Source organism: Haloarcula sp. CBA1115, assembly GCF_000827835.1.
Lineage (GTDB): Archaea > Halobacteriota > Halobacteria > Halobacteriales > Haloarculaceae > Haloarcula > Haloarcula hispanica.
This window is the reverse complement of sequence record NZ_CP010529.1, coordinates 858,678-876,074: the sequence shown is the minus strand read 5'-3', so window position 1 is coordinate 876,074 and position 17,397 is coordinate 858,678. Positions and strand designations below refer to the sequence as shown.

18 protein-coding genes are annotated in these 17,397 nt (G+C 64.5%); 8 read left to right on the top strand and 10 right to left on the bottom strand.

From position 1 onward, the window contains the following. Positions 1-197: 197 nt before the first annotated feature. Positions 198-2,042, bottom strand: coding sequence for a hydrolase (locus SG26_RS04255; protein WP_050036928.1), 1,845 nt, complete (start codon positions 2,040-2,042; stop codon positions 198-200). Positions 2,043-2,150: 108 nt separating this feature from the next. Between SG26_RS04255 and SG26_RS21505 the strand changes: the two genes are divergently transcribed. Together SG26_RS21505 and SG26_RS04250 are read left to right on the top strand one after the other, a co-directional pair. Beyond that, the gene (locus tag SG26_RS21505; protein ID WP_165353761.1) at positions 2,151-2,324 is read left to right on the top strand and encodes a hypothetical protein; all 174 of its coding nucleotides are present in this window, start codon (positions 2,151-2,153) and stop codon (positions 2,322-2,324) included. A 26-nt stretch (positions 2,325-2,350) separates the two neighbouring features. Continuing rightward, positions 2,351-2,782: a DUF371 domain-containing protein gene (locus SG26_RS04250; protein WP_050007049.1), complete on the top strand. Its 432-nt coding sequence runs from the start codon at positions 2,351-2,353 to the stop codon at positions 2,780-2,782. A 73-nt stretch (positions 2,783-2,855) separates the two neighbouring features. Here the strand turns inward: SG26_RS04250 and thsA are convergent, their stop codons facing one another. Next, positions 2,856-4,415, bottom strand: a complete 1,560-nt coding sequence (gene thsA, locus SG26_RS04245; RefSeq protein WP_014041038.1) for a thermosome subunit alpha — start codon at positions 4,413-4,415, stop codon at positions 2,856-2,858. 175 nt (positions 4,416-4,590) lie between these two features. Between thsA and SG26_RS04240 the strand changes: the two genes are divergently transcribed. Continuing rightward, positions 4,591-5,400 carry an amidohydrolase family protein gene (locus SG26_RS04240; protein WP_014041037.1) on the top strand — a complete coding sequence of 270 codons (810 nt, stop codon included), beginning with the start codon at positions 4,591-4,593 and terminating at the stop codon, positions 5,398-5,400. A gap of 55 nt (positions 5,401-5,455) precedes the next feature. Here the strand turns inward: SG26_RS04240 and SG26_RS04235 are convergent, their stop codons facing one another. Together SG26_RS04235 and SG26_RS04230 are read right to left on the bottom strand one after the other, a co-directional pair. After that, the gene (locus tag SG26_RS04235) at positions 5,456-6,361 is read right to left on the bottom strand and encodes a glycosyltransferase family 2 protein (protein WP_014041036.1); all 906 of its coding nucleotides are present in this window, start codon (positions 6,359-6,361) and stop codon (positions 5,456-5,458) included. 93 nt (positions 6,362-6,454) lie between these two features. Next, positions 6,455-7,159, bottom strand: coding sequence for a class I SAM-dependent methyltransferase (locus SG26_RS04230; RefSeq protein WP_014041035.1), 705 nt, complete (start codon positions 7,157-7,159; stop codon positions 6,455-6,457). A 249-nt stretch (positions 7,160-7,408) separates the two neighbouring features. On the opposite strand from SG26_RS04230, the gene SG26_RS04225 reads away from it, so the two are divergent. Genes SG26_RS04225 through SG26_RS04215 form a run of 3 tightly spaced genes read left to right on the top strand, consistent with a single transcriptional unit; the run spans position 7,409 to position 9,259 of the window. Then, positions 7,409-7,678, top strand: coding sequence for a helix-turn-helix domain-containing protein (locus SG26_RS04225; RefSeq protein ID WP_004591318.1), 270 nt, complete (start codon positions 7,409-7,411; stop codon positions 7,676-7,678). Between the two features lie 9 nt (positions 7,679-7,687). Then, a complete protein-coding gene (locus SG26_RS04220) occupies positions 7,688-8,476 on the top strand; it encodes an MBL fold metallo-hydrolase (RefSeq protein WP_050036927.1) in 789 nt (262 codons plus the stop codon). Positions 8,477-8,509: 33 nt separating this feature from the next. Beyond that, positions 8,510-9,259 (top strand): YkgJ family cysteine cluster protein, encoded by a 750-nt coding sequence (locus SG26_RS04215; RefSeq protein ID WP_050007046.1) that lies wholly within the window; start codon positions 8,510-8,512, stop codon positions 9,257-9,259. Positions 9,260-9,261: 2 nt separating this feature from the next. Here the strand turns inward: SG26_RS04215 and SG26_RS04210 are convergent, their stop codons facing one another. Then, complete coding sequence (locus tag SG26_RS04210; RefSeq protein WP_050007045.1) at positions 9,262-9,660, bottom strand: TRAM domain-containing protein; 399 nt, start codon at positions 9,658-9,660, stop codon at positions 9,262-9,264. A gap of 253 nt (positions 9,661-9,913) precedes the next feature. On the opposite strand from SG26_RS04210, the gene SG26_RS04205 reads away from it, so the two are divergent. After that, on the top strand, positions 9,914-10,156 hold the full coding sequence (locus tag SG26_RS04205; RefSeq protein WP_050007044.1) for a hypothetical protein: 243 nt from the start codon (positions 9,914-9,916) through the stop codon (positions 10,154-10,156). Positions 10,157-10,356: 200 nt separating this feature from the next. Next, a complete protein-coding gene (locus tag SG26_RS04200) occupies positions 10,357-12,237 on the top strand; it encodes a PAS domain S-box protein (RefSeq protein ID WP_050036926.1) in 1,881 nt (626 codons plus the stop codon). 19 nt (positions 12,238-12,256) lie between these two features. Here SG26_RS04200 and SG26_RS04195 read toward each other — a convergent pair whose 3' ends face one another. From SG26_RS04195 to metG, 5 genes are all read right to left on the bottom strand, one after another. Next, positions 12,257-12,862, bottom strand: coding sequence for a MarR family transcriptional regulator (locus tag SG26_RS04195; RefSeq protein ID WP_050036925.1), 606 nt, complete (start codon positions 12,860-12,862; stop codon positions 12,257-12,259). Positions 12,863-12,914: 52 nt separating this feature from the next. Further along, positions 12,915-14,102 carry an SPFH domain-containing protein gene (locus SG26_RS04190; RefSeq protein WP_050036924.1) on the bottom strand — a complete coding sequence of 396 codons (1,188 nt, stop codon included), beginning with the start codon at positions 14,100-14,102 and terminating at the stop codon, positions 12,915-12,917. Between the two features lie 71 nt (positions 14,103-14,173). Beyond that, positions 14,174-14,776 (bottom strand): NfeD family protein, encoded by a 603-nt coding sequence (locus tag SG26_RS04185; RefSeq protein WP_014041028.1) that lies wholly within the window; start codon positions 14,774-14,776, stop codon positions 14,174-14,176. A gap of 73 nt (positions 14,777-14,849) precedes the next feature. Continuing rightward, positions 14,850-15,206 carry a hypothetical protein gene (locus tag SG26_RS04180; RefSeq protein ID WP_050036923.1) on the bottom strand — a complete coding sequence of 119 codons (357 nt, stop codon included), beginning with the start codon at positions 15,204-15,206 and terminating at the stop codon, positions 14,850-14,852. A 45-nt stretch (positions 15,207-15,251) separates the two neighbouring features. After that, on the bottom strand, positions 15,252-17,396 hold the full coding sequence (gene metG / locus SG26_RS04175) for a methionine--tRNA ligase (protein ID WP_050036922.1): 2,145 nt from the start codon (positions 17,394-17,396) through the stop codon (positions 15,252-15,254). Position 17,397 lies beyond the last annotated feature (1 nt).

Below are 17,397 nucleotides of genomic sequence, written 5' to 3'. Positions count from 1 at the left end.
AACAAGGGTTCCCTCTCATGTTGGGCTGAAAGCGATACTGCCTGAACGCGGAAGCGTTCTGGTGTCTACAAATAGAGGTGGATATTGTTTAAACATTCCGGTGCATTGAATACCGCGTCAACGTCTCACACGCCCCAATTCGGCGGGTGAACCGGTCGTAACCTCACCGGATTACCCTTGTATATCACGGACATATATTACTGGCTAATGGTGTATTCGTTTTTGACGACCCGCTGCCCGTCGGTGACGGCGAGTGTCACTTCGTCGCCGGCCGACAGCGTGAGCGTGTCGACGGGGACGCGGGCGAAAGGACCGACAGTGTGTTCGGCCTGCTCGCGCTCGCCGTTGCAGTCCCACTCGACGGTGAGGTTCGTGCTCTCCGGCCTGTCGTGGAGGACGACGACGTCCCGCTCTCCGGGACTGGGTGCGGAGAGGACGACCTGTGTGGGCTCGTAGCTGTCGGCGAGCACGTCGTGTGCCGTCTTTTCGCTCCCGTCAGCGGCGAGTACACCCATGCCCGCGTCGCCGACGTCCCGGAGGCTGTCGAGGACGACGACCGGTGCGCGGCGCTGGCGCAATCCCTCGGCCACCTCGCGGACGACGTCAGCCTGGTACGCCTGTGACCCAGCCACCCCGTCGCCGATGTGGCGGTCGTGCCGGGCGCGGTCGAACCCCGGGGTATCCGCCTGGTCGGCCGTCCCGAGCGCGCCGGCCCCGAAGCCGGCGACGACGTCGCCGACGCCGAACTGGGAACAGAGCCATGGGAGGTCGGCCGTGTCGCCGTACCGCCACCCCGGGTACAGCGTGGCCGCGTCGGGGTCGATTCCGGGCGGGCCGACCACCGGGAACGCCGGGACGGAGTCCACGGCCCCAGCCACGGTCTCGGCCTCGGTGCTGTCGTATCCGGTTCGCCAGGCCCGCCAGCGAAAGCGTAGTCGGTCGAGGAACCCGGACCCAAGGCCGTCGGCGTAGGGTGACACTGGCTCGTCGTGAACGCCGACCGCCGCGAAACTGGGATGCTGCGCGTAGGTCGCATCGAGCCGTGCCGCGAGATTGGTTCCCCGTTCGTTGTCGAACGAACCGGGGCCCGACAACGGGAGGTCCTGCCAGAGCAGGACGCCGTGGTCGTCACAGGCGCGGGCCACTTCGGGCGGCGTCCCCTGTGCCCGAACCCGGACCAGATTTGCGTTGGCGTCGACGGCCCGCACGACGTCCTCCGCGGTCGGGTCCAGCAGTGTCACGCCGCGAACCGGCACCTCCTCGCCGTTGACCTGCAGGCCGTCGTCGTACGAAACAGTACGTAGTCCCGTCGTCACCGAGTGTTCGTCGTCATCGAGCTTCGCGCTGAGGACGTAGCGGGACTGCTCGCCGCGGTCGTGGGGCCACCACAGCGACGGGTCGCGCACGTCTATCGTGTAGGTCACCGACGTCGTCTCCTCGTCAGTCGAGACGCGAGCGCGGTCCATCATCCCGCCGCCACGAACGTCACCCTCCGGCCGGAGTGAGAGCGTAATCCGGTCGTCAAGCGGCTCTTCGGACAGGACAGTCGCCGACACTTCCACTGTCGCATCGGTTACGTCGGCTTCCGATACCTGTGGCTGGGCCGAAAGCTCGCTCACGCAGGGGTCGGGCCGGGTTTCGAGCCGTGCGTCCCACCAGATGCCCGGGACACAGCGCTCCGGCGGTAGCTGGTCGGTCGCGTGCAACCCGCCGAAACGGTCCGCCGGCGCGCGACACTCCACGACGATCCGGTACTCCTCGCTTTCGGGGAGTCGAACCCGGAGCGGCTCGAAGTAGGTGTCGTGGCTGGTGAGCAGATCACCGTTGCACCACACGCGTGTGTGCGCGTACGCTCCGTTCAGCACCAGCAGCGTGTGTGCATCGCTCTCGTCCCGCGGGTCCGAGAACGTCGTTTCGTAGGCCACGGCCTCGGCGCCGGCGAACCCCTCGGGCCGGCCGGGCACTGACACCGGTTCCCACGACTCCGGGGACGGCATCTCGTCGTCCGGCGCAACCGCCGCGCCGCGCCACTCCAGCGACATACCTTGTGGCCCGTTCCGCGGGGGCATATCCTTTGCCCCACGGCTTCACTTTCACTTTCACTACGGGGATGGCTCGCCTTGACATAGGTAGCCATCTACTATCCAGATATGCTCACCGAACTACACGAGGCGGCGACACCGACTTGCGAGGCCCAGCACTGCGAGCGCCCGCTCGGCGAGCCAGCGCTGGTGTTCGAGACCGAGGCCGGCCGCCGCGAGGCCCACGAGTGCGCCTGCGGTGCGGTGACGATTACCGTCGTCAGGTCGGAGTCGTCCCGCTGAAGTACGCCCGGCAGTGACCGGGAGGTATGACACTCGAGGAAGTGGTCCGTGCACAGGGCCACGAGAACGTCTCCGGCGAGCACGCCAGCACGCTGGAAGTGACGAGCGACGACTTTCTAACCCCTGCAGGTGACTGCATCCTCGCTATCGAGGCCGACCGTGTTCCTGCCGACTTCGACAGCGAGTTCGTAACGGCCTGCCAAGACGCCGACGCGACGATTACAGCGACTATCGAAGCCGGCGAGCAGACCGTTACTGTGACCGGAACCGGCCATCCCGACCTCTCCTTCGAGAACGACCGGAGCCACGTCCTGCGGACGAGCGACTACGTCGATGACCGGACTGTGATGGTAAACGCCGACGCGGCGGCCGGCGACGTTGACCGGGACCTCGTCGAAGCGCTCGCTGACGGGGCCGATGCGACGCTGACGCTTTCTGTCGAGCCCAGCGGCGACTGAGCGGTGGTTTCTACAGCGGTCGCGCCGCTCTCTGGCGCGGTCAAAAGAAAACAGGTTTGATGTCTAAACCAGCTTAGCTCGACGAAATAACGTCGTCGATGCGGACGATCATCGTCGCCGCCTCGGTGGCGGAGTCGACCGCTTCGCGCTTGACAGCGGCGGGGTCGAGGATGCCGTAGTCGACGGGGTCACCGACGACGCCGGTCTGGCCTTCGCTGATGATGCCGGCGATGCCCTCGCTCTCGTGTTCGGCACGGAGGTCGACGAGCGCGTCGATTGCGTCGAGGCCCGTGTTCTCCGCGAGCGTGCGGGGCAGCACGTCAACGGCGTCGGCGAACGCTTCGACGGCGAGCTGCTTGCGGCCCTCGATGGACGCCGCTTCGGAGCGGATGTGGTCGGCAATAGCGATCTCAGTCGCGCCTGCGCCGGGGACCACACCGCCGGCGTCGAGCGCGGCGATGACGGTGTCGAGCGCGTCGTTGAGCGCGCGTTCGAGCTCGTCGACGACGTGTTCGGTGGAGCCGCGGGCGATGACCGTGACGGACTCGGCGGTCGCACCGCCGGTGATGAACGTCACGTCGTCGTCGCCCTGCTTCTCGACGTCGACGCTGTCGGCGTGGCCGAGCGAGTCCTCGTCGAGGGCTTCCAGCGAGCCGACGCGCTTCGCGCCGGTGGCCTCGACGATGTCCTTGGCGGTCGAGGAGCCGATGCTGTCGGCGACGAAGACGCCTTCCTTGGCGAGCTGGGAGGCGACGCGGTCGGCGACGTCCTCGGTGACGAAGGCCACGTCAGCGCCGCTTTCGACGACTTCCTCGGCGTAGCCGCTGAGTTCCTGCTCCTCGGCGTCGAGCGCGGCGTTGAGCTGGTCGACGCTGGAGACGTTGTACTCGGCGTCGATGTTGCTCTCGCGGACGTCGAGTTCGGTGTCGATGACCGCGATGGACGCGTCCTCGACCGAGGTCGGCATGTTGTCGTGGACGGCCGTCTCGTCGACGATAACGCCCTCGACGAGCTTGGTCGCGGAGGAAGCCGCACCCGTCTGGGTGTGGACTTCGATGTTGTCCCGGCGGACGCCGTTGTCGCTCTTGGCGTGGCGGACGGCGTCGACGACGACTTCGGCGAGTTTCTCGGCCTCGACGTCACCGGTTCCCTTGCCGGTCATCGAGGACTCGGCAACTTCGACGAGTGTCTCGTCGTCGAGGTCGACGTCGAGGACGAGCTCGTTGATAGCGTCCTGTGCGAGTTCGGCCGCGGCGGAGTACCCCTCGACGATCGTTGTCGGGTGGACGTCGTCGTCGAGCAGGTCCTCGCCTTTCGTCAGCAGTTCCCCGGCCAGCACGGACGCCGTCGTCGTGCCGTCGCCCACTTCGTCCTCCTGGGTCTGGGCGACTTCGACGATCATCTGGGCCGCGGGGTGTTCGATGTCCATCTCGGAGAGGATGGTCGCCCCGTCGTTGGTGATGACCACATCACCGTCGTCGGAGACGAGCATCTTGTCCATGCCGCGGGGACCGAGCGTGGTCCGTACGGACTCGCTTACGGCCTTTCCGGCGGAGATGTTCGATGACTGTGCGTCCTTCCCGTGTGTGCGCTGGGCGTCCTCATCAAGGATGAAAAGAGGCTGGCCGCCCATGCGTCGCTGGCCAGATGACATATGTGTTGAACCTCACTTAAGACAAGGCAAGCGGTTCTATATAAAACTTTCTAACGGCGTAGACCGCTCGTCGGGTGACAGCGCCGTGCTGTCCCTGTAATCCCGGCTGGACCTACACACCTTTTAATATGGGTGTATACACACCGTATAGTAGATGCTGGAGTTGGAGCACGGCTTTCGGGTGGTCGACGTGCACGCGCGACTGGAACCCGACGAGCAGCGCCGACCCCGAGACGGTATGGGTGACCCGGAGCAACTGGAACGGGAGATGCACCAGGCCGGTGTCGTCCGCTCCGTCGTCTTTCCCGGCGAGCGAGACGGCTCGTATCTGAAAGCGAACAACGCCGTCGCCCGGATGACTGTCGAGCGGCCGATGGTCGCCTTCGCCAGAGTCAACGGCGCTCGGGACCCGGGGACCGGTCCCGGGTCGACCCTCCGCAACCTCGCGAGCAGTCGCACGGAGGAACACACCTCGCCCGAGGACATCGAGCAGTACGCCTACGACGACCGGTTCTATGGCTTCAAGATCCATCCACCGACTGACGGACTACCCGACGAAGAAGTCCTCGCAGAACTGGCGTCCGTATCACTGCCCGTCATCGTCCACGGCGGCGAAGGGTTTCCGCCCGAAACTGTCGCCGAATCGCTGTTAGCGTACGATTTCCCGGTCATCCTTTCGCATTTCGGTGCCCACCCGCTCCGGCGGGACCTGATGGAACGAGCTATCGACCTGCTGGAGACCCACGACAATCTGTATCTCGACACCAGTGCGGTCCGCTACCGGCGGCCGATGGAGCGGGCGATTCTGGAACACCCTGACCGCGTTCTCTTCGGGAGCGGCGTCCCCAGCGTCCACCCGAACGTGGCCGTGATGGAGATTCTGACACTGGACGTTCCCGAAGACGCGATGCGAAAGGTGTTCTCGAACAATCCCAACCGCGTCATCGAGGCGCTGGCCCCCTGACCGCCGACAACTCCTATTCCGGTCGAACGGTTGCGGCCAGTACCGGTTACCGCTACTACCGCCAGTCGTACACAGTCACCGCGCGGTCCGCGCGCGCGGAGCGGCCGTTCGGGTTCCGACAGGGTGTCCGGTCGGTCACGCGTGCGCGGAGGCCGTCGACGATGCCGGATCCGACGCCGCCGAACACGTCCTGCCCGTTGCCGAGCCACTGCGACGGCGTCGTCTCCCCGCGCACGACATCGATCAGCGCGTCCGTCGCGTCACTCACCGCGTGGCTGAGGAGTCGCCGCAACACGGTTGGGCGGACGTTGTAGTTCTTCACCAGCCGGTAGGCGAGCGAGCGGTACTTCCAGTTCCAGTCGGTCTCCGTGGTGCCGCCGTCGGCCTCGAACTCGCGGCTGACGCACATCGCCGTGCTCCAGTCGACGCCGTAATCACTGGCGGCCATCCGGTGCGCGAAGTCCCGGGCGCTGCCAACGTTCAGGTACTCGTCGAACCCGTCGAGCGCTTCCAGCACCTCCGCGTCGAACGCGACGTTTCCGGGATTGAAATACGTCACGTCGCGGCCGGCTATCGTCCGCGTCTCCTCGGTTTCGGTCGTCATTCCGGCCCAGAGTTGCTGGTGTGTCGGCCCGGTGATGGCCTGGGTTGCCCCCGAGAGCCCGTTTTTCACCGCGTCAGCCCAGCCGGACTCGACCGAGAGAGCCTGGTGGACGAGCGCGATAACGTCTCCCGTTGCCCGGTCGATCCCTGCGTTGCGGGCGACCGTGACCGAGCGGTCGGCGATCTCGACGAGGATCGACACGTCGTCCCGGTCGCGGACCATGCCCGTCGTGCCGTCGGCCGACGGGCCGTTGACCACAATCACTTCGGCATCGGGAACCTGCTCGGTGAGTGCGTCCAGACAGCCGGACAGCTCCTCCCGGCCGTTCAACGTCGGGACCACTACCGAGATATCCATACCTCTGGGTACGGCGGCGAAGGCGCTTAAAAGTCGCGGGAGACGGACGGCGACATCCATTCAGGGAAAACGGGCTGTCCGAGCGGCGGCGAGCTACACATGGGTGTTCCAGTACGACACCGATGCCAGCTTTTCGCCGAGTGGCGTGCCGCCGAGCGCCGTATCGAGCGAGCGGAACGAGGCGGCCAGTTCGTTCGGAATCTTCCGGTAGAATCCGTAGGGAAGCAGCCAGTCGTGGTTCGCCTCGGTCAGTTCCAGTCCGGCTCCGTCCAGCAGCCGGTCGATCTCCCAGCGGGAGTAGAGCCGCGACCCCATCGGGAGCGCCCAGTTGTATATCGACCGGGTCGAAAACCGGTTGAACGTATCGAAGAAGACCTGTTCCTTCGAGACGCGGCGCATCTCAGCGAGGAACGCCGCCGGCGTGTCCGCCAGATGGAAAAAGCGCATCGCAAACACGGTGTCGAAGTGGTCGTCCGGGAACGGGAGCCGGGCCGCATCACCCCGCATGAACTCGACACGGTCGTCGACACCAGTCGCCTGTGCTTTCTCACGGCCCTGCTGGAGCATCGGTCCTGAGATGTCCAGCCCGGTGATGTTCGCGCCGCGCTCGGCCAGCATCACAGTGAACCGTCCGGTTCCGCAAGCTACCTCTAACACGTCCTTGTCGGCCACGGGGCCGATTGCGTCGAGGACGGCCTGTTTCTCGCGTCGGTCGATAAGCCGACCGCCACGGGAGAACCGCTTGGCCTCGTACTCTTCGGCCACGGTGTCGGCCTGATACCACTCCTGCCCTTTCACGGTGTATTGCTCACCCCGCGGGGGATAAAACGATACTGGAATCCCCTTTCATCGGTTTGGCTGTTTTCCAGTCAGGTCAGATCCGCTCGCGCTCTCGGCCCTGATAGTTCTGGTCGTACTTTCCGGATAGCGACGAGAACCGCACGATGGCGGTTCTGTATAAGGACACATTAAACACTTCATAGAATCTGTATTGTTTGGTCATGCATATAGCCAAGTTTTACCAGTAAGTCTGGAATATCAGCCACTATGAGCGCATTAACTGAAAACGCTGCACCAGCACCTTTCACCGACGAGGAGTTCCGCGACACCCTGCGTGAACTCCCGCCGAGCGCGAAGCTCGTCGCGAAGGTGCTGGAGGACGACGCCCCGCTGTCACAGGGCGAACTAGCCGAGAACTCGCTGCTCCCGGACCGGACTGTCAGGTACGCCCTGAACCGACTGGAGGAGTCAGAGCTGGTCGACTCGCGGTACAGCTTCACTGACGCACGCAAACAGGTTTATTTCCTCACAGTCTGACCCGTCGGTATGGACTGGCAGCGGGCCGACGTGCCCGTCCCGACGCGGGCACCGACCGGCACCACGGCGGTATACGTTTGCGGCGACGAGGCGGCTCTTCTCGTGGACCCCGCGGATACGGATGATGCGCTCGATTCGCTTCTCAGTGACCGCACCCTCGCTCACATTGCGCTCACACACTACCACCCTGACCACGCCGGTGCCGTCGCACACTACGCCAGAGAGACGAACGCGACGGTCTGGGCGCGGCGTGGCCGGGCGACCGCATTCGAGGCTGCGACCGGCGTTACCCCTGACAAACTGTTCAGCGACGGGACGACGATTCCGACCGACGCCGGCCCGGTGACCGTCCTCGACACGCCGGGCCACGCGCCGGAGCACGTCGCCTTCGCAACTGACGGGACCGTCGTCTCCGGCGACCTCGCCGTGGCCGAGGGCAGCGTCGTCGTCGGCGCACCAGAGGGCGACGTTCGGGCCTATCTCGCGTCACTGCGGCGACTCCACGCCAGAAACCCCGACGTGCTGTTACCGGGCCATGGCCCGCGTATCGAGACGCCGCGGGAGACCTGTGCGCGCCTCATCAGCCACCGACTGGAGCGCGAGCAACGTGTTCGGGCGGCTGTCAACGACGACGGGGCCGACACACTCGACGAAATCCTCGACGCCGCCTACGAAAAGGACCTTACCGGGGTGCGCGACCTGGCCCGCGCGACAGTGCTGGCTCACCTCGAAAAGCTCGCCGTCGAGGGCACTGTTTCGTGGGACGGTGCCCGGGCTATACCGAACCCGGCGGAGTGACGCCTTTTTGCCCGTCGGCCCGCTACCACGGCTGTGGACTCCCTGGAAACCGAACTCGAACGGGCCCGCGCGCTCGACGAGTCGGAACTGGCCGACGCTATCGAGACCATCGGGTTCGAATGCACCCGCTGTGGGGCCTGCTGCAAGGCCGAGTCGGCGTGTGGCGAGAGGGGAGAGGGTGCCGACGAGACGGACAGAGTCGCCGGTGGTGCCGGTGAGAATGAGAACGACGGCTCTGGAGAAACCGACGCCGAACCCCACACGGCGACGGTGTTTCCCGACGAGATCAGGCAGCTACAGTCCGCCGGGGAGTACGACTTCCGTGACGTCGCCCGCCCGATGCCGTACGGACTGGCCGACGGCCCGGACGGCCCCGAGGGTGAGACGTTCGAGTGGGCGCTCCAGACTGACGACTGCGGCGACTGCACGTTCTACGCTGAAGACGACGATGGCACGGGTGCCTGTACGGTCCACGGCGACCGCCCGCTCATCTGCCGGACCTACCCGTTCAGCGTCGCGCTGGGCGGGACGAGCCAGCCGATGGGCGAAGCCGTCGACGAGGAGGGGATGGTCCGGGCTCACGAATGTGAGGGACTCGGCCGGGATATCTCCAGAGCCGACGCCGAGGAGTTGGCGGCGGCGCTCAAGGAACGCGCCGTTCGGGAACTCGAAGAAGCCATCGGCGTCCGCGACAACTACCGGCCCGTCGACCCGTCAGCCGGACAGGTCGTCGTCCACGACTCCGAAGGGGCAAAGCGCCCCGACGGCAGTGCCTACGAGTAGTTTCAGACGTCGTCGATGATCTCGCCGACCGCGAAGTTCGACTTGACTTCGGTAACTTCGATCTTGACTCGTTCGTCGATTTCGGCCCCCGGAACGATGATGACGTAGCCGCGTTCGACGCGGGCGATGCCGTCGCCCTGCTTCCCGATGTCTTCGATCTCGACGTAGCGCGTTTCGCCCGGTTCGACCGGCGGCTGTGGCTGGTCCGGTGGCGTGTCTGACACCGTCTCCTCCTCCGTCTCTGTCCCCTCGTCTGCGGAGATGAGCGCAACACGATAGGTACTGCCCGAGTCGACTGCGCCCGTCTCGATCTCTCGACGCGGGACCTCCACGACGTACCGGTCCCCCTCGTCGCGGATATCGGCACTGAACAGACACAGCAGTTGATCCGAGATTTCCAATGTGATAGACCTCCGTTCGGCCACAAAACGGGCCATTACTAAAGAACTGCCGGAGCGAACGACTGTGACCGTCTCAACTGCGGAGCGACGACGGGCGCTCACGGTGTTTCCCGCCTGTACCAACTACCTGTCGCGTGGCCCAACTCGCGGCAGTATCCCCGCTTGGAGCGAGTGAAAACCGCAAGACTGCGAGCCGTTAACCGTCTGTACCAAATCCCATAAGGGTGTCTCGGTACTGCTAGTACCTGTACTAATGAGCGCCACCGCACAAACCCCCGACAGTCCGCTCTCGGACAAGCAGCGACGTATTCTGGAGTATCTCCGTTCCAATGCTGACGACCAGACGTATTTCAAATCGCGGCTTATCGGCGACGAACTCGACCTTTCGGCCAAGGAGGTCGGGACCAATATGACCGCCATCGCCGACGGCGACCACGATCTGGCCGTCGAGAAGTGGGGCTACTCCTCCTCGACGACGTGGATGGTCGAGACCTGAACCGGTGCCGGTTCGACCGCGGATACATCCCCACTCTCACTCGGTCGTCCGAGTGAGTGCAAACTGTATCTTACTCTAGAGAAGGCTCGGTGCCGTCGCTCATTCATCGTTTCAGACGATTTATCCCTGATATATCCAGACATATTGTAAGTGGTGAATGTCTATATTGATAACCATTGAAGCCATAGTTGTACACATCAATGGGCGAGGCTGGCTCCGCTATCCGGGTGCTTCACGTCGACGACGACCGGCAGTACGCAGAGACGACAGCGGCATTCCTCACGCGAGAGCGTCCTGCGTTCGACATCGAGACCGCAACGAGTGCAGCAGCGGGCCTGCGTCTGCTCGAAACAGAGCCGGTCGACTGTATCGTTTCCGACTACGAAATGCCCGGCGAGAACGGCATCGACTTCCTCGAATCTGTCCGCGAGGACTACCCTGACCTCCCGTTTATCCTGTACACAGGTCGCGGCAGCGAGGCAGTCGCCGGTGACGCTATCTCCGCGGGCGTCACAGACTATCTACAGAAGACGTCAGACACCAGCCACTACGCCCTTCTCGCGAACCGCATCGTCAACGCCGTCGAACAGTACCGGTCACAGCGCGCCCTCGAAGCGAGTAAAGACAGGCTCTCGCTGTTTATCGACCAGTCGCCGCTCGGGTTCGTCGAGTATAACCAAGACTTCGAAATCGTCCGCGTCAACGACACTCTCACAGAGATATTCGGCTACACCGAGGAGGAACTGGTCGGCGAGACGTGGGAGGTGTTCGTCAGCGAGGAAAGCTACGACCACGTCGACGCGGTCACGTCCGCACTTAGCGAGGCCAGCGGTGGCTACCACAGCGTCAACGAGAACGTCCGGAAGGGCGGGGAGCGTATCATGGTCGAGTGGCACAATCGCCTCGTCACTGACGACTCGGGCGATGTCGTTACCATCTTCTCGCACTGCCAGGACGTCACGGAGCGCATCGAGCACGAACAGAACCTCGCCCAGTTACGGGACTTCTTCGCCGAGGCGGAGGAACTCGGCGACCTCGGTGCCTGGGAGTTCGACGAAACCGGGACGTTGACCTGGACAGCGGGCACTCGCCGTATCCACGGAGTCGACGACGACTTCGATCCGACAATCGAAGAGGGACTGTCCTTCTATCATCCCGAAGACAGGGAGATGGTTTCGGACGCCGTCGATGCGGCCCTCGAAGACGGGGAACCGTACGATATCGAGACCAGGCTCATCACCGCAACAGGCGACTGTCGGTGGGTCCGGACCCACGGCAAACGCGTCGAAGGCGCGGAGAAGCGGACAGTTCGGGGGTTCATCCAGGATATCACCGAACAGAAGGAGCGCGAACGCAGACTCCGCGTTCAGAACGATCGACTGGAGTCCTTCGCCAGCGTCGTCAGCCACGACCTTCAGGGGCCACTGACAGTCGCACAGGGCCACTTGGAGTTGGCCCAACAGGCAGTGACCAACGACCACCTCGACAGTATCGACGACGCCCACGAGCGGATGCAGACGCTCATTGACGATATCCTGACGCTGGCACGGGACGGACGCGAGGCGACGACCACCGAGCCCGTCAGTTTACAGACCGCCGCAAGCGCGTGCTGGGAGACTATCGGGACGGAGAACGGGACTCTGGTGACCGATACGGACAGTGTCGTCGTTGCTGACCCCCGCCGATTGCAGCGCCTGCTGGAAAACCTGTTTCGGAACTGCGTGGCACACGGGTCGGAACCCTCGCTCTCGCAGATGCACGAAAACAGCATGGAGCAGGGCTCTGTGGGCAGTCCGGGACAGTCCGACGAGATCGTCGAAAGCGATACCGGAGTGACGGTTACTGTCGGTGACATCGACGACGCCAGTGGTTTCTACGTCGCTGATGACGGTCCGGGGGTTCCAGAAGACGAGCGAGACACGGTGTTCGAAGCGGGCTACTCGACCGCGCCCGACGGCACCGGCTTCGGCCTCGCAATCGTGGCCGAGATCGCCGCCGTCCACGGCTGGGATGTCAGTGTGACCGACAGCGAGTCGGGCGGAGCCAGGTTCGAAATCACCGGTGTTGACCGGGAGACGTAACTCGGCGGAAAGAATCAGCTCAGGGATCGTACCGCAGCAGTGAGTCGGCCTCGCCCGCTAGCTCGGCAACATCGTCATCGAACGAATCGGCGTACCGGATAAGCAGTGTCAACACTGTCTCTGGCTCGGTCACCGCGTACCCGTCTTCTCGGGACAGCAGTCCGGCGGACTCCAGGTCGCCGGCGTAGTTGCTCACCGTCGGCCGCGAAACGTCCAGTTCGGTGGCCAGTTCAGAGGCCGTCACGTCCGGACGGCGAAGGAGCGTGACGAGCATCCCGCGGGCTGTCGAGCGTCGCAGGTAGCCAAGCGCCACCTGTTCGAACTCGGAGAACTGGCCAGCCGGGAAGTACCGCCGGTAGTCGCCGTCCTTCTGTGAGGCGACGACGTCTTCGTTTTCCAGCCGGTGGAGGTGATGCTGGGCCTCGCCGGTCCCGAGTTTGAGGTCGTCGCGAAGCTTCGAGAAGTGCGTCCCGGGATGTGCGGAGACGTACCCGGCGATGGCGTCGGGCGCGTCGCTCTCGCTCCCGCTATCGCCGAAGCGGGCAAACGGGCTCGCTGCACCGAGGGCGGCAAAGCGACGGAGCGTCGCCCGCTTGTCCTCGTCCACGTCGCCCTCACGCGTCATTGCTACCGAAAAGGTGGGTCGGTAATAAAACGTCTTCGCCTGGTTATCAGGACTAGTCGTCCTTGTCGACTTCCGACGTTCGCGTCGTGTCGTCGGGGCCGCCGGCCACGTCAGTCGTGCCCGAGTCGTCGTCGATTTCGGCGTCCATCTCCTGAATCATCTCGTCGGCGCTGTCGAGGCCACTGTCCTGGCCCTCCTTGATCTTCTGGGCTTCCTCTTCCATCGCTTCGACGTCGACCTGCGCTTCCTCGTCGATCTGGCCGAGGATTTCCTCGATGTCGTCCAGACCGAGCATCTCGCGGGTCTCGTCGTCGAAGTCGAGCGCTTCCAGCGCGTGCCCGTTCTCCTTCACGTCCGAGCCCTGGAGGTGCTTGCCGTAGCGGCCCACCAGCGAGGTGAGCTCCTGCGGGAGGATGAACTTCGTCGACTCGCCCTGGCCGATCTCGGCGAGCGTCTCCATCCCCTTGTCGATGACGGCGCGCTCGCCCATCGATTCGGCGGATTTCGCGCGGAGGACGGTCGAGATTGCGTCACCCTGGGCTTCCAGAATCTGGCTCTGCTTCTCACCCTGCGCGCGGATGATGTTGGACTGCTTGTCACCTTCCGCCGTCTCGATGGCGGAGCGCCGTTCACCCTGGGCTTCCAGAATCATGGCACGGCGTTTCCGCTCGGCGGAGGTCTGTTGCTCCATGGCCTGCTGGACGTCCTTGGACGGGTTGACCTCGCGGACCTCCACGCTCTCGACGCGGACACCCCACTCGTCGGTGGGTTCGTCGAGTTCTTTCCGGATTCGGGCGTTGATTTCGCCCCGCTTGTTCAGCGTGTCGTCCAGCTCCATGTCACCCAGCACGGCACGGAGGGTCGTCTGGGCGAGGTTGGAGACGGCACGCTCGTAGTTATCGACTTCGAGGAACGCCTTCTTCGGGTCCATCACCTTGATGTAGACGACGGCGTCGGCGGTCACCGGCGAGTTGTCGCGGGTGATAGCCTCCTGCCGTGGCACGTCGAGTGTCTGGGTCCGCATGTCGAACCGCGTCACGTCGGAGACGAAGGGGTAGATGAAGTGAATCCCCTGGTCGAGGACGCCGCGATAGGTACCGAGGACCGTGTAGGCACCTTTCTGGTACGGGCGGATGATCACGACGCTGGAGTATACCAGCGCGATGGCGATCAGGAGGAAGATTACGGTAACGAAGCCGATGAGTCCTCCAGGCTGTAGCGGTGCTGTCGCGGGGAACATGACAGTCAAACCTCCGGAGCGCTCAAGGAAAAGGCTTCGGTGTCCCTGTCACAAACTACCGAATTACACACCTACGCCCGCTCCGACTCTCGCTCCGGTTCGGTGTCGTCGCTCTCGTTGCCCCGGTTTCGATCACGTTCGAGTGCGCGGTCGATTTCGTCGCTCGCCGACTCTACCGGCTCGACATCCAGCACGTTCCCGCCGCCGGGGTCAATGACGATGACCTCCGTTCCCTCCTCTATCGGGTCGCCGGAACTGCGGGCCTGATAGTACGGATTGAAGCCGCCGTCTTCCAGTTTGACCTGGCCGTCGCTCCGGGTCACGCGCTCGGTAACGGTTCCGAACTGGCCCGTAAGCGAGTCAGAACTGAGCGTCTGGCCGCGGCCCGGCGCAGCGAAATCGAGCTTTCGATATCCCCAGAGCGTGACCGCCGTCGTTGCAAGCACGACGACAGTAAGGATGAGTGGCGCGAGGATACCCAGGCTCGCTGGGATGAACAGCCCGACCAGCCCCGCCGTCAGCAGGGCCACGCCGAGGACGAAAAAGTGGGTCCCAGGGGCGAGCGCTTCGCCCACGATGAGGCCCGCGCCGGCCAGAAACAGCAGAATAGAGAGCGACATACCTAACAGTGGTTCGGCCTGCAGTGGGGCAACTGCCGCCAGCGGGTTCACCATGCCCCGACTTAGTGTCGGAGCAGGATTAAGTGTCGGGGTAGAGAGCGCGACTCTGAAGGCACCGGTGCAGGTCTTACGCGTCGCTCGTCCGGACAAAGAACCCGTACAGTACAGCGGTTCCGAGCGCGACAGACAGGACCACGCCGCCGAGTATGGACGGCGCGTACATCTCCGCCCCGAGGAACATCCGTCCGAGGGCGAGAATCGCGATGCAGACCCCTAGCGCGACGAAGACAACGTTCTCAGGCTTCGGCGCATCGGGAGTCACTTCCAGGTCCGGGGCGAACGAGCCGGCGACCGCGCCCTCCTCCTCGTCGGCTGCGTCACCGTCGACCTGAATCACGTCGGCTTCCGTCGCCAGTTCGTACTCCTCGGTGAACGTGTCACCCGTAGCGGCCGCATCGTCTCGTGCGGCCCCGTCGTCATCCATGGTTCGCGGTACGTGCCGTGACTACAAAAGCGCTGGCGACTGGGCTTACTTGATGCGGGTCCCCAGCGGGGCGTCCGCGTGGGTCGTCAGCAGGTCGGCCTCGTCGCCAGCGGCTAGGACCATGCCGTTGGATTCGATGCCGAACAGTTCGGCTTTCTCCATGTTGGCAAGCAGAATGACCCGCGTTCCGGGGAGGTCCTCGGCGTCGTGGAGCTGTCGGAGGCCGGCGACGACCTGCCGGACCTCGTGACCGATGTCAACTTCCAGCCGCAGGAGCTTGTCCGCGCCCTCGACCGGCTCGGCGCTGCGGATCTCGCCGACGCGCATGTCGACGCCCTCGAAGTCCTCGAAGCTGATGCGGTCCTCGACGAGGGGCTGGAGGTCGGCGGTCTCTGCGTCGTCATCTCCTTCGTCTCCGGCGGCTTCGCCGTCATCGTCCTCGGACTCGTCGTCGCTGGCCGCCTCAACGCGCTCCTGTAGTTCCTCGTTGAGCGCCTCGATGTGGTCGTCCTCGACCTGTTCGAACAGTTCCGCGGGCTCGCCGAACTCGGCCGGCGGCGCTTCGAGCGCGCTGTCGAGGGTCACGTCGGCGACGGAGCCCTGCTCGCCGAGCTGGCCCCAGAGGCGCTCGGCCTTGCCTGGCAGAACGGGCTGCATGAGCACCGCGACAGCCTTCGTTAGCTGGACGCAGTCACGGATGACCTGCTCGGCGCGCTCGGGGTCGTCGTCGACGAGGTTCCAGGGCTCGTTGCGCTGGATGTACTCGTTGCCGTAGTTCGAGAGTTCGATGGCGATTTCGGCGAGTTCGCGCACGTCGTACTCCCGAACGGCGGCCTCGAAGTCCTCGATGGCCGACTCGATTCGGTCGCGCACGTCGTCGCTGACGGGCGCGTCGGGCGTCCCGTCGTAGTTGCGCTCGGCGAACAGCAGCGAGCGGTAGATGAAGTTGCCGACGTTGCCGACGAGTTCGCCGTTGACCCGCTCCTGGAAGCGGTCCCACGAGAAGTCCACGTCGGTGTCAATCTGAGCGCCGGTCGCGATGTAGTACCGGAACAGATCGGGATGGAAGCCGGCGTCGAGGTACTCGTCGGCCCAGACGGCGCGGTTCCGTGAGGTCGAGAGGGCCTTGCCGTCGATGCCGACAAATCCGGTCGCCAGAATCGACCGGGGCTCGTTGTAGCCCGCGCCGCGAAGCATCGCGGGCCAGAACACTGCGTGGTGCTGGATGATGTCCCGGCCGATGACGTGGATGATTTCGCCGTTGTCGTCGGACCACTCGTCGTCCCACTCGGTGCCGTGGTGCTCTTCGCCGTCGACCTTCCAGACCTGCTCCCAGTCGTACTCGTCGTCGCCGACGCGCTCGGCGTACTGCTTCGTCGAGGCCACGTATTCGATTGGTGCATCGACCCAGACGTACAGCACCAGTTCGTCGCCGCCATCGACGTCCTCCGGATAATCGACGCCCCAGTCCATGTCCCGCGTGATACAGAGGTCCTGCAGTTCGCCCTCGATCCACTCGCGGGGCTGGTTCTGGGCGTTGTCGGTGCCTTCCAGGCGGTCGAGGAAGCCCTGGAGGTACTCCTGGAAGTCTGCAAGCCGGAGGAACTTGTGTTCGCGGGTGCGGTACTCGGCGGGGTTGCCGGTCAGCGTCGACACCGGGTCCTCGATCTCGCCGGGCTCGAGGTGGCGCTGGCACCCCTCGTCGCACTCGTCGCCGCGGGCCTGTTCCCCGCAGTAGGGACAGGTCCCTTCGACGTAGCGGTCGGGGAGGGGCTGGTCCTCCTCGGTGTCCCAGGCGACCTCGATCTCCTTCTCGTGGACGTGGTCGTTTTCGACCCACGAGCGGACGAACTCCTGGGAGAGTTCGACGTTGGTCTCGTCGTCGGTGTGCCCGTAGTTGTCGAACTCGATGTTGAACTGCGGGAACGTCTCGGCGTAGGTCTCGTGGAAGTCAAGCGCGAACTCCCGCGGCTCGACACCCTCCTCGGCGGCGTTGACCGCTACCGGTGTACCGTGCATGTCCGACCCCGAAACGAACGCCGTCTGCTGGCCGATCCGTCGGAGGGAGCGCGACAGCGCGTCCCCGTCGACGTACGTCCGGAGGTGGCCGACGTGCAAGTCACCGTTCGCGTAGGGCAACCCACAGGTCACGACCGCCGGCTGGTCCGTCGGAAACTCGTCGTTGCTCATA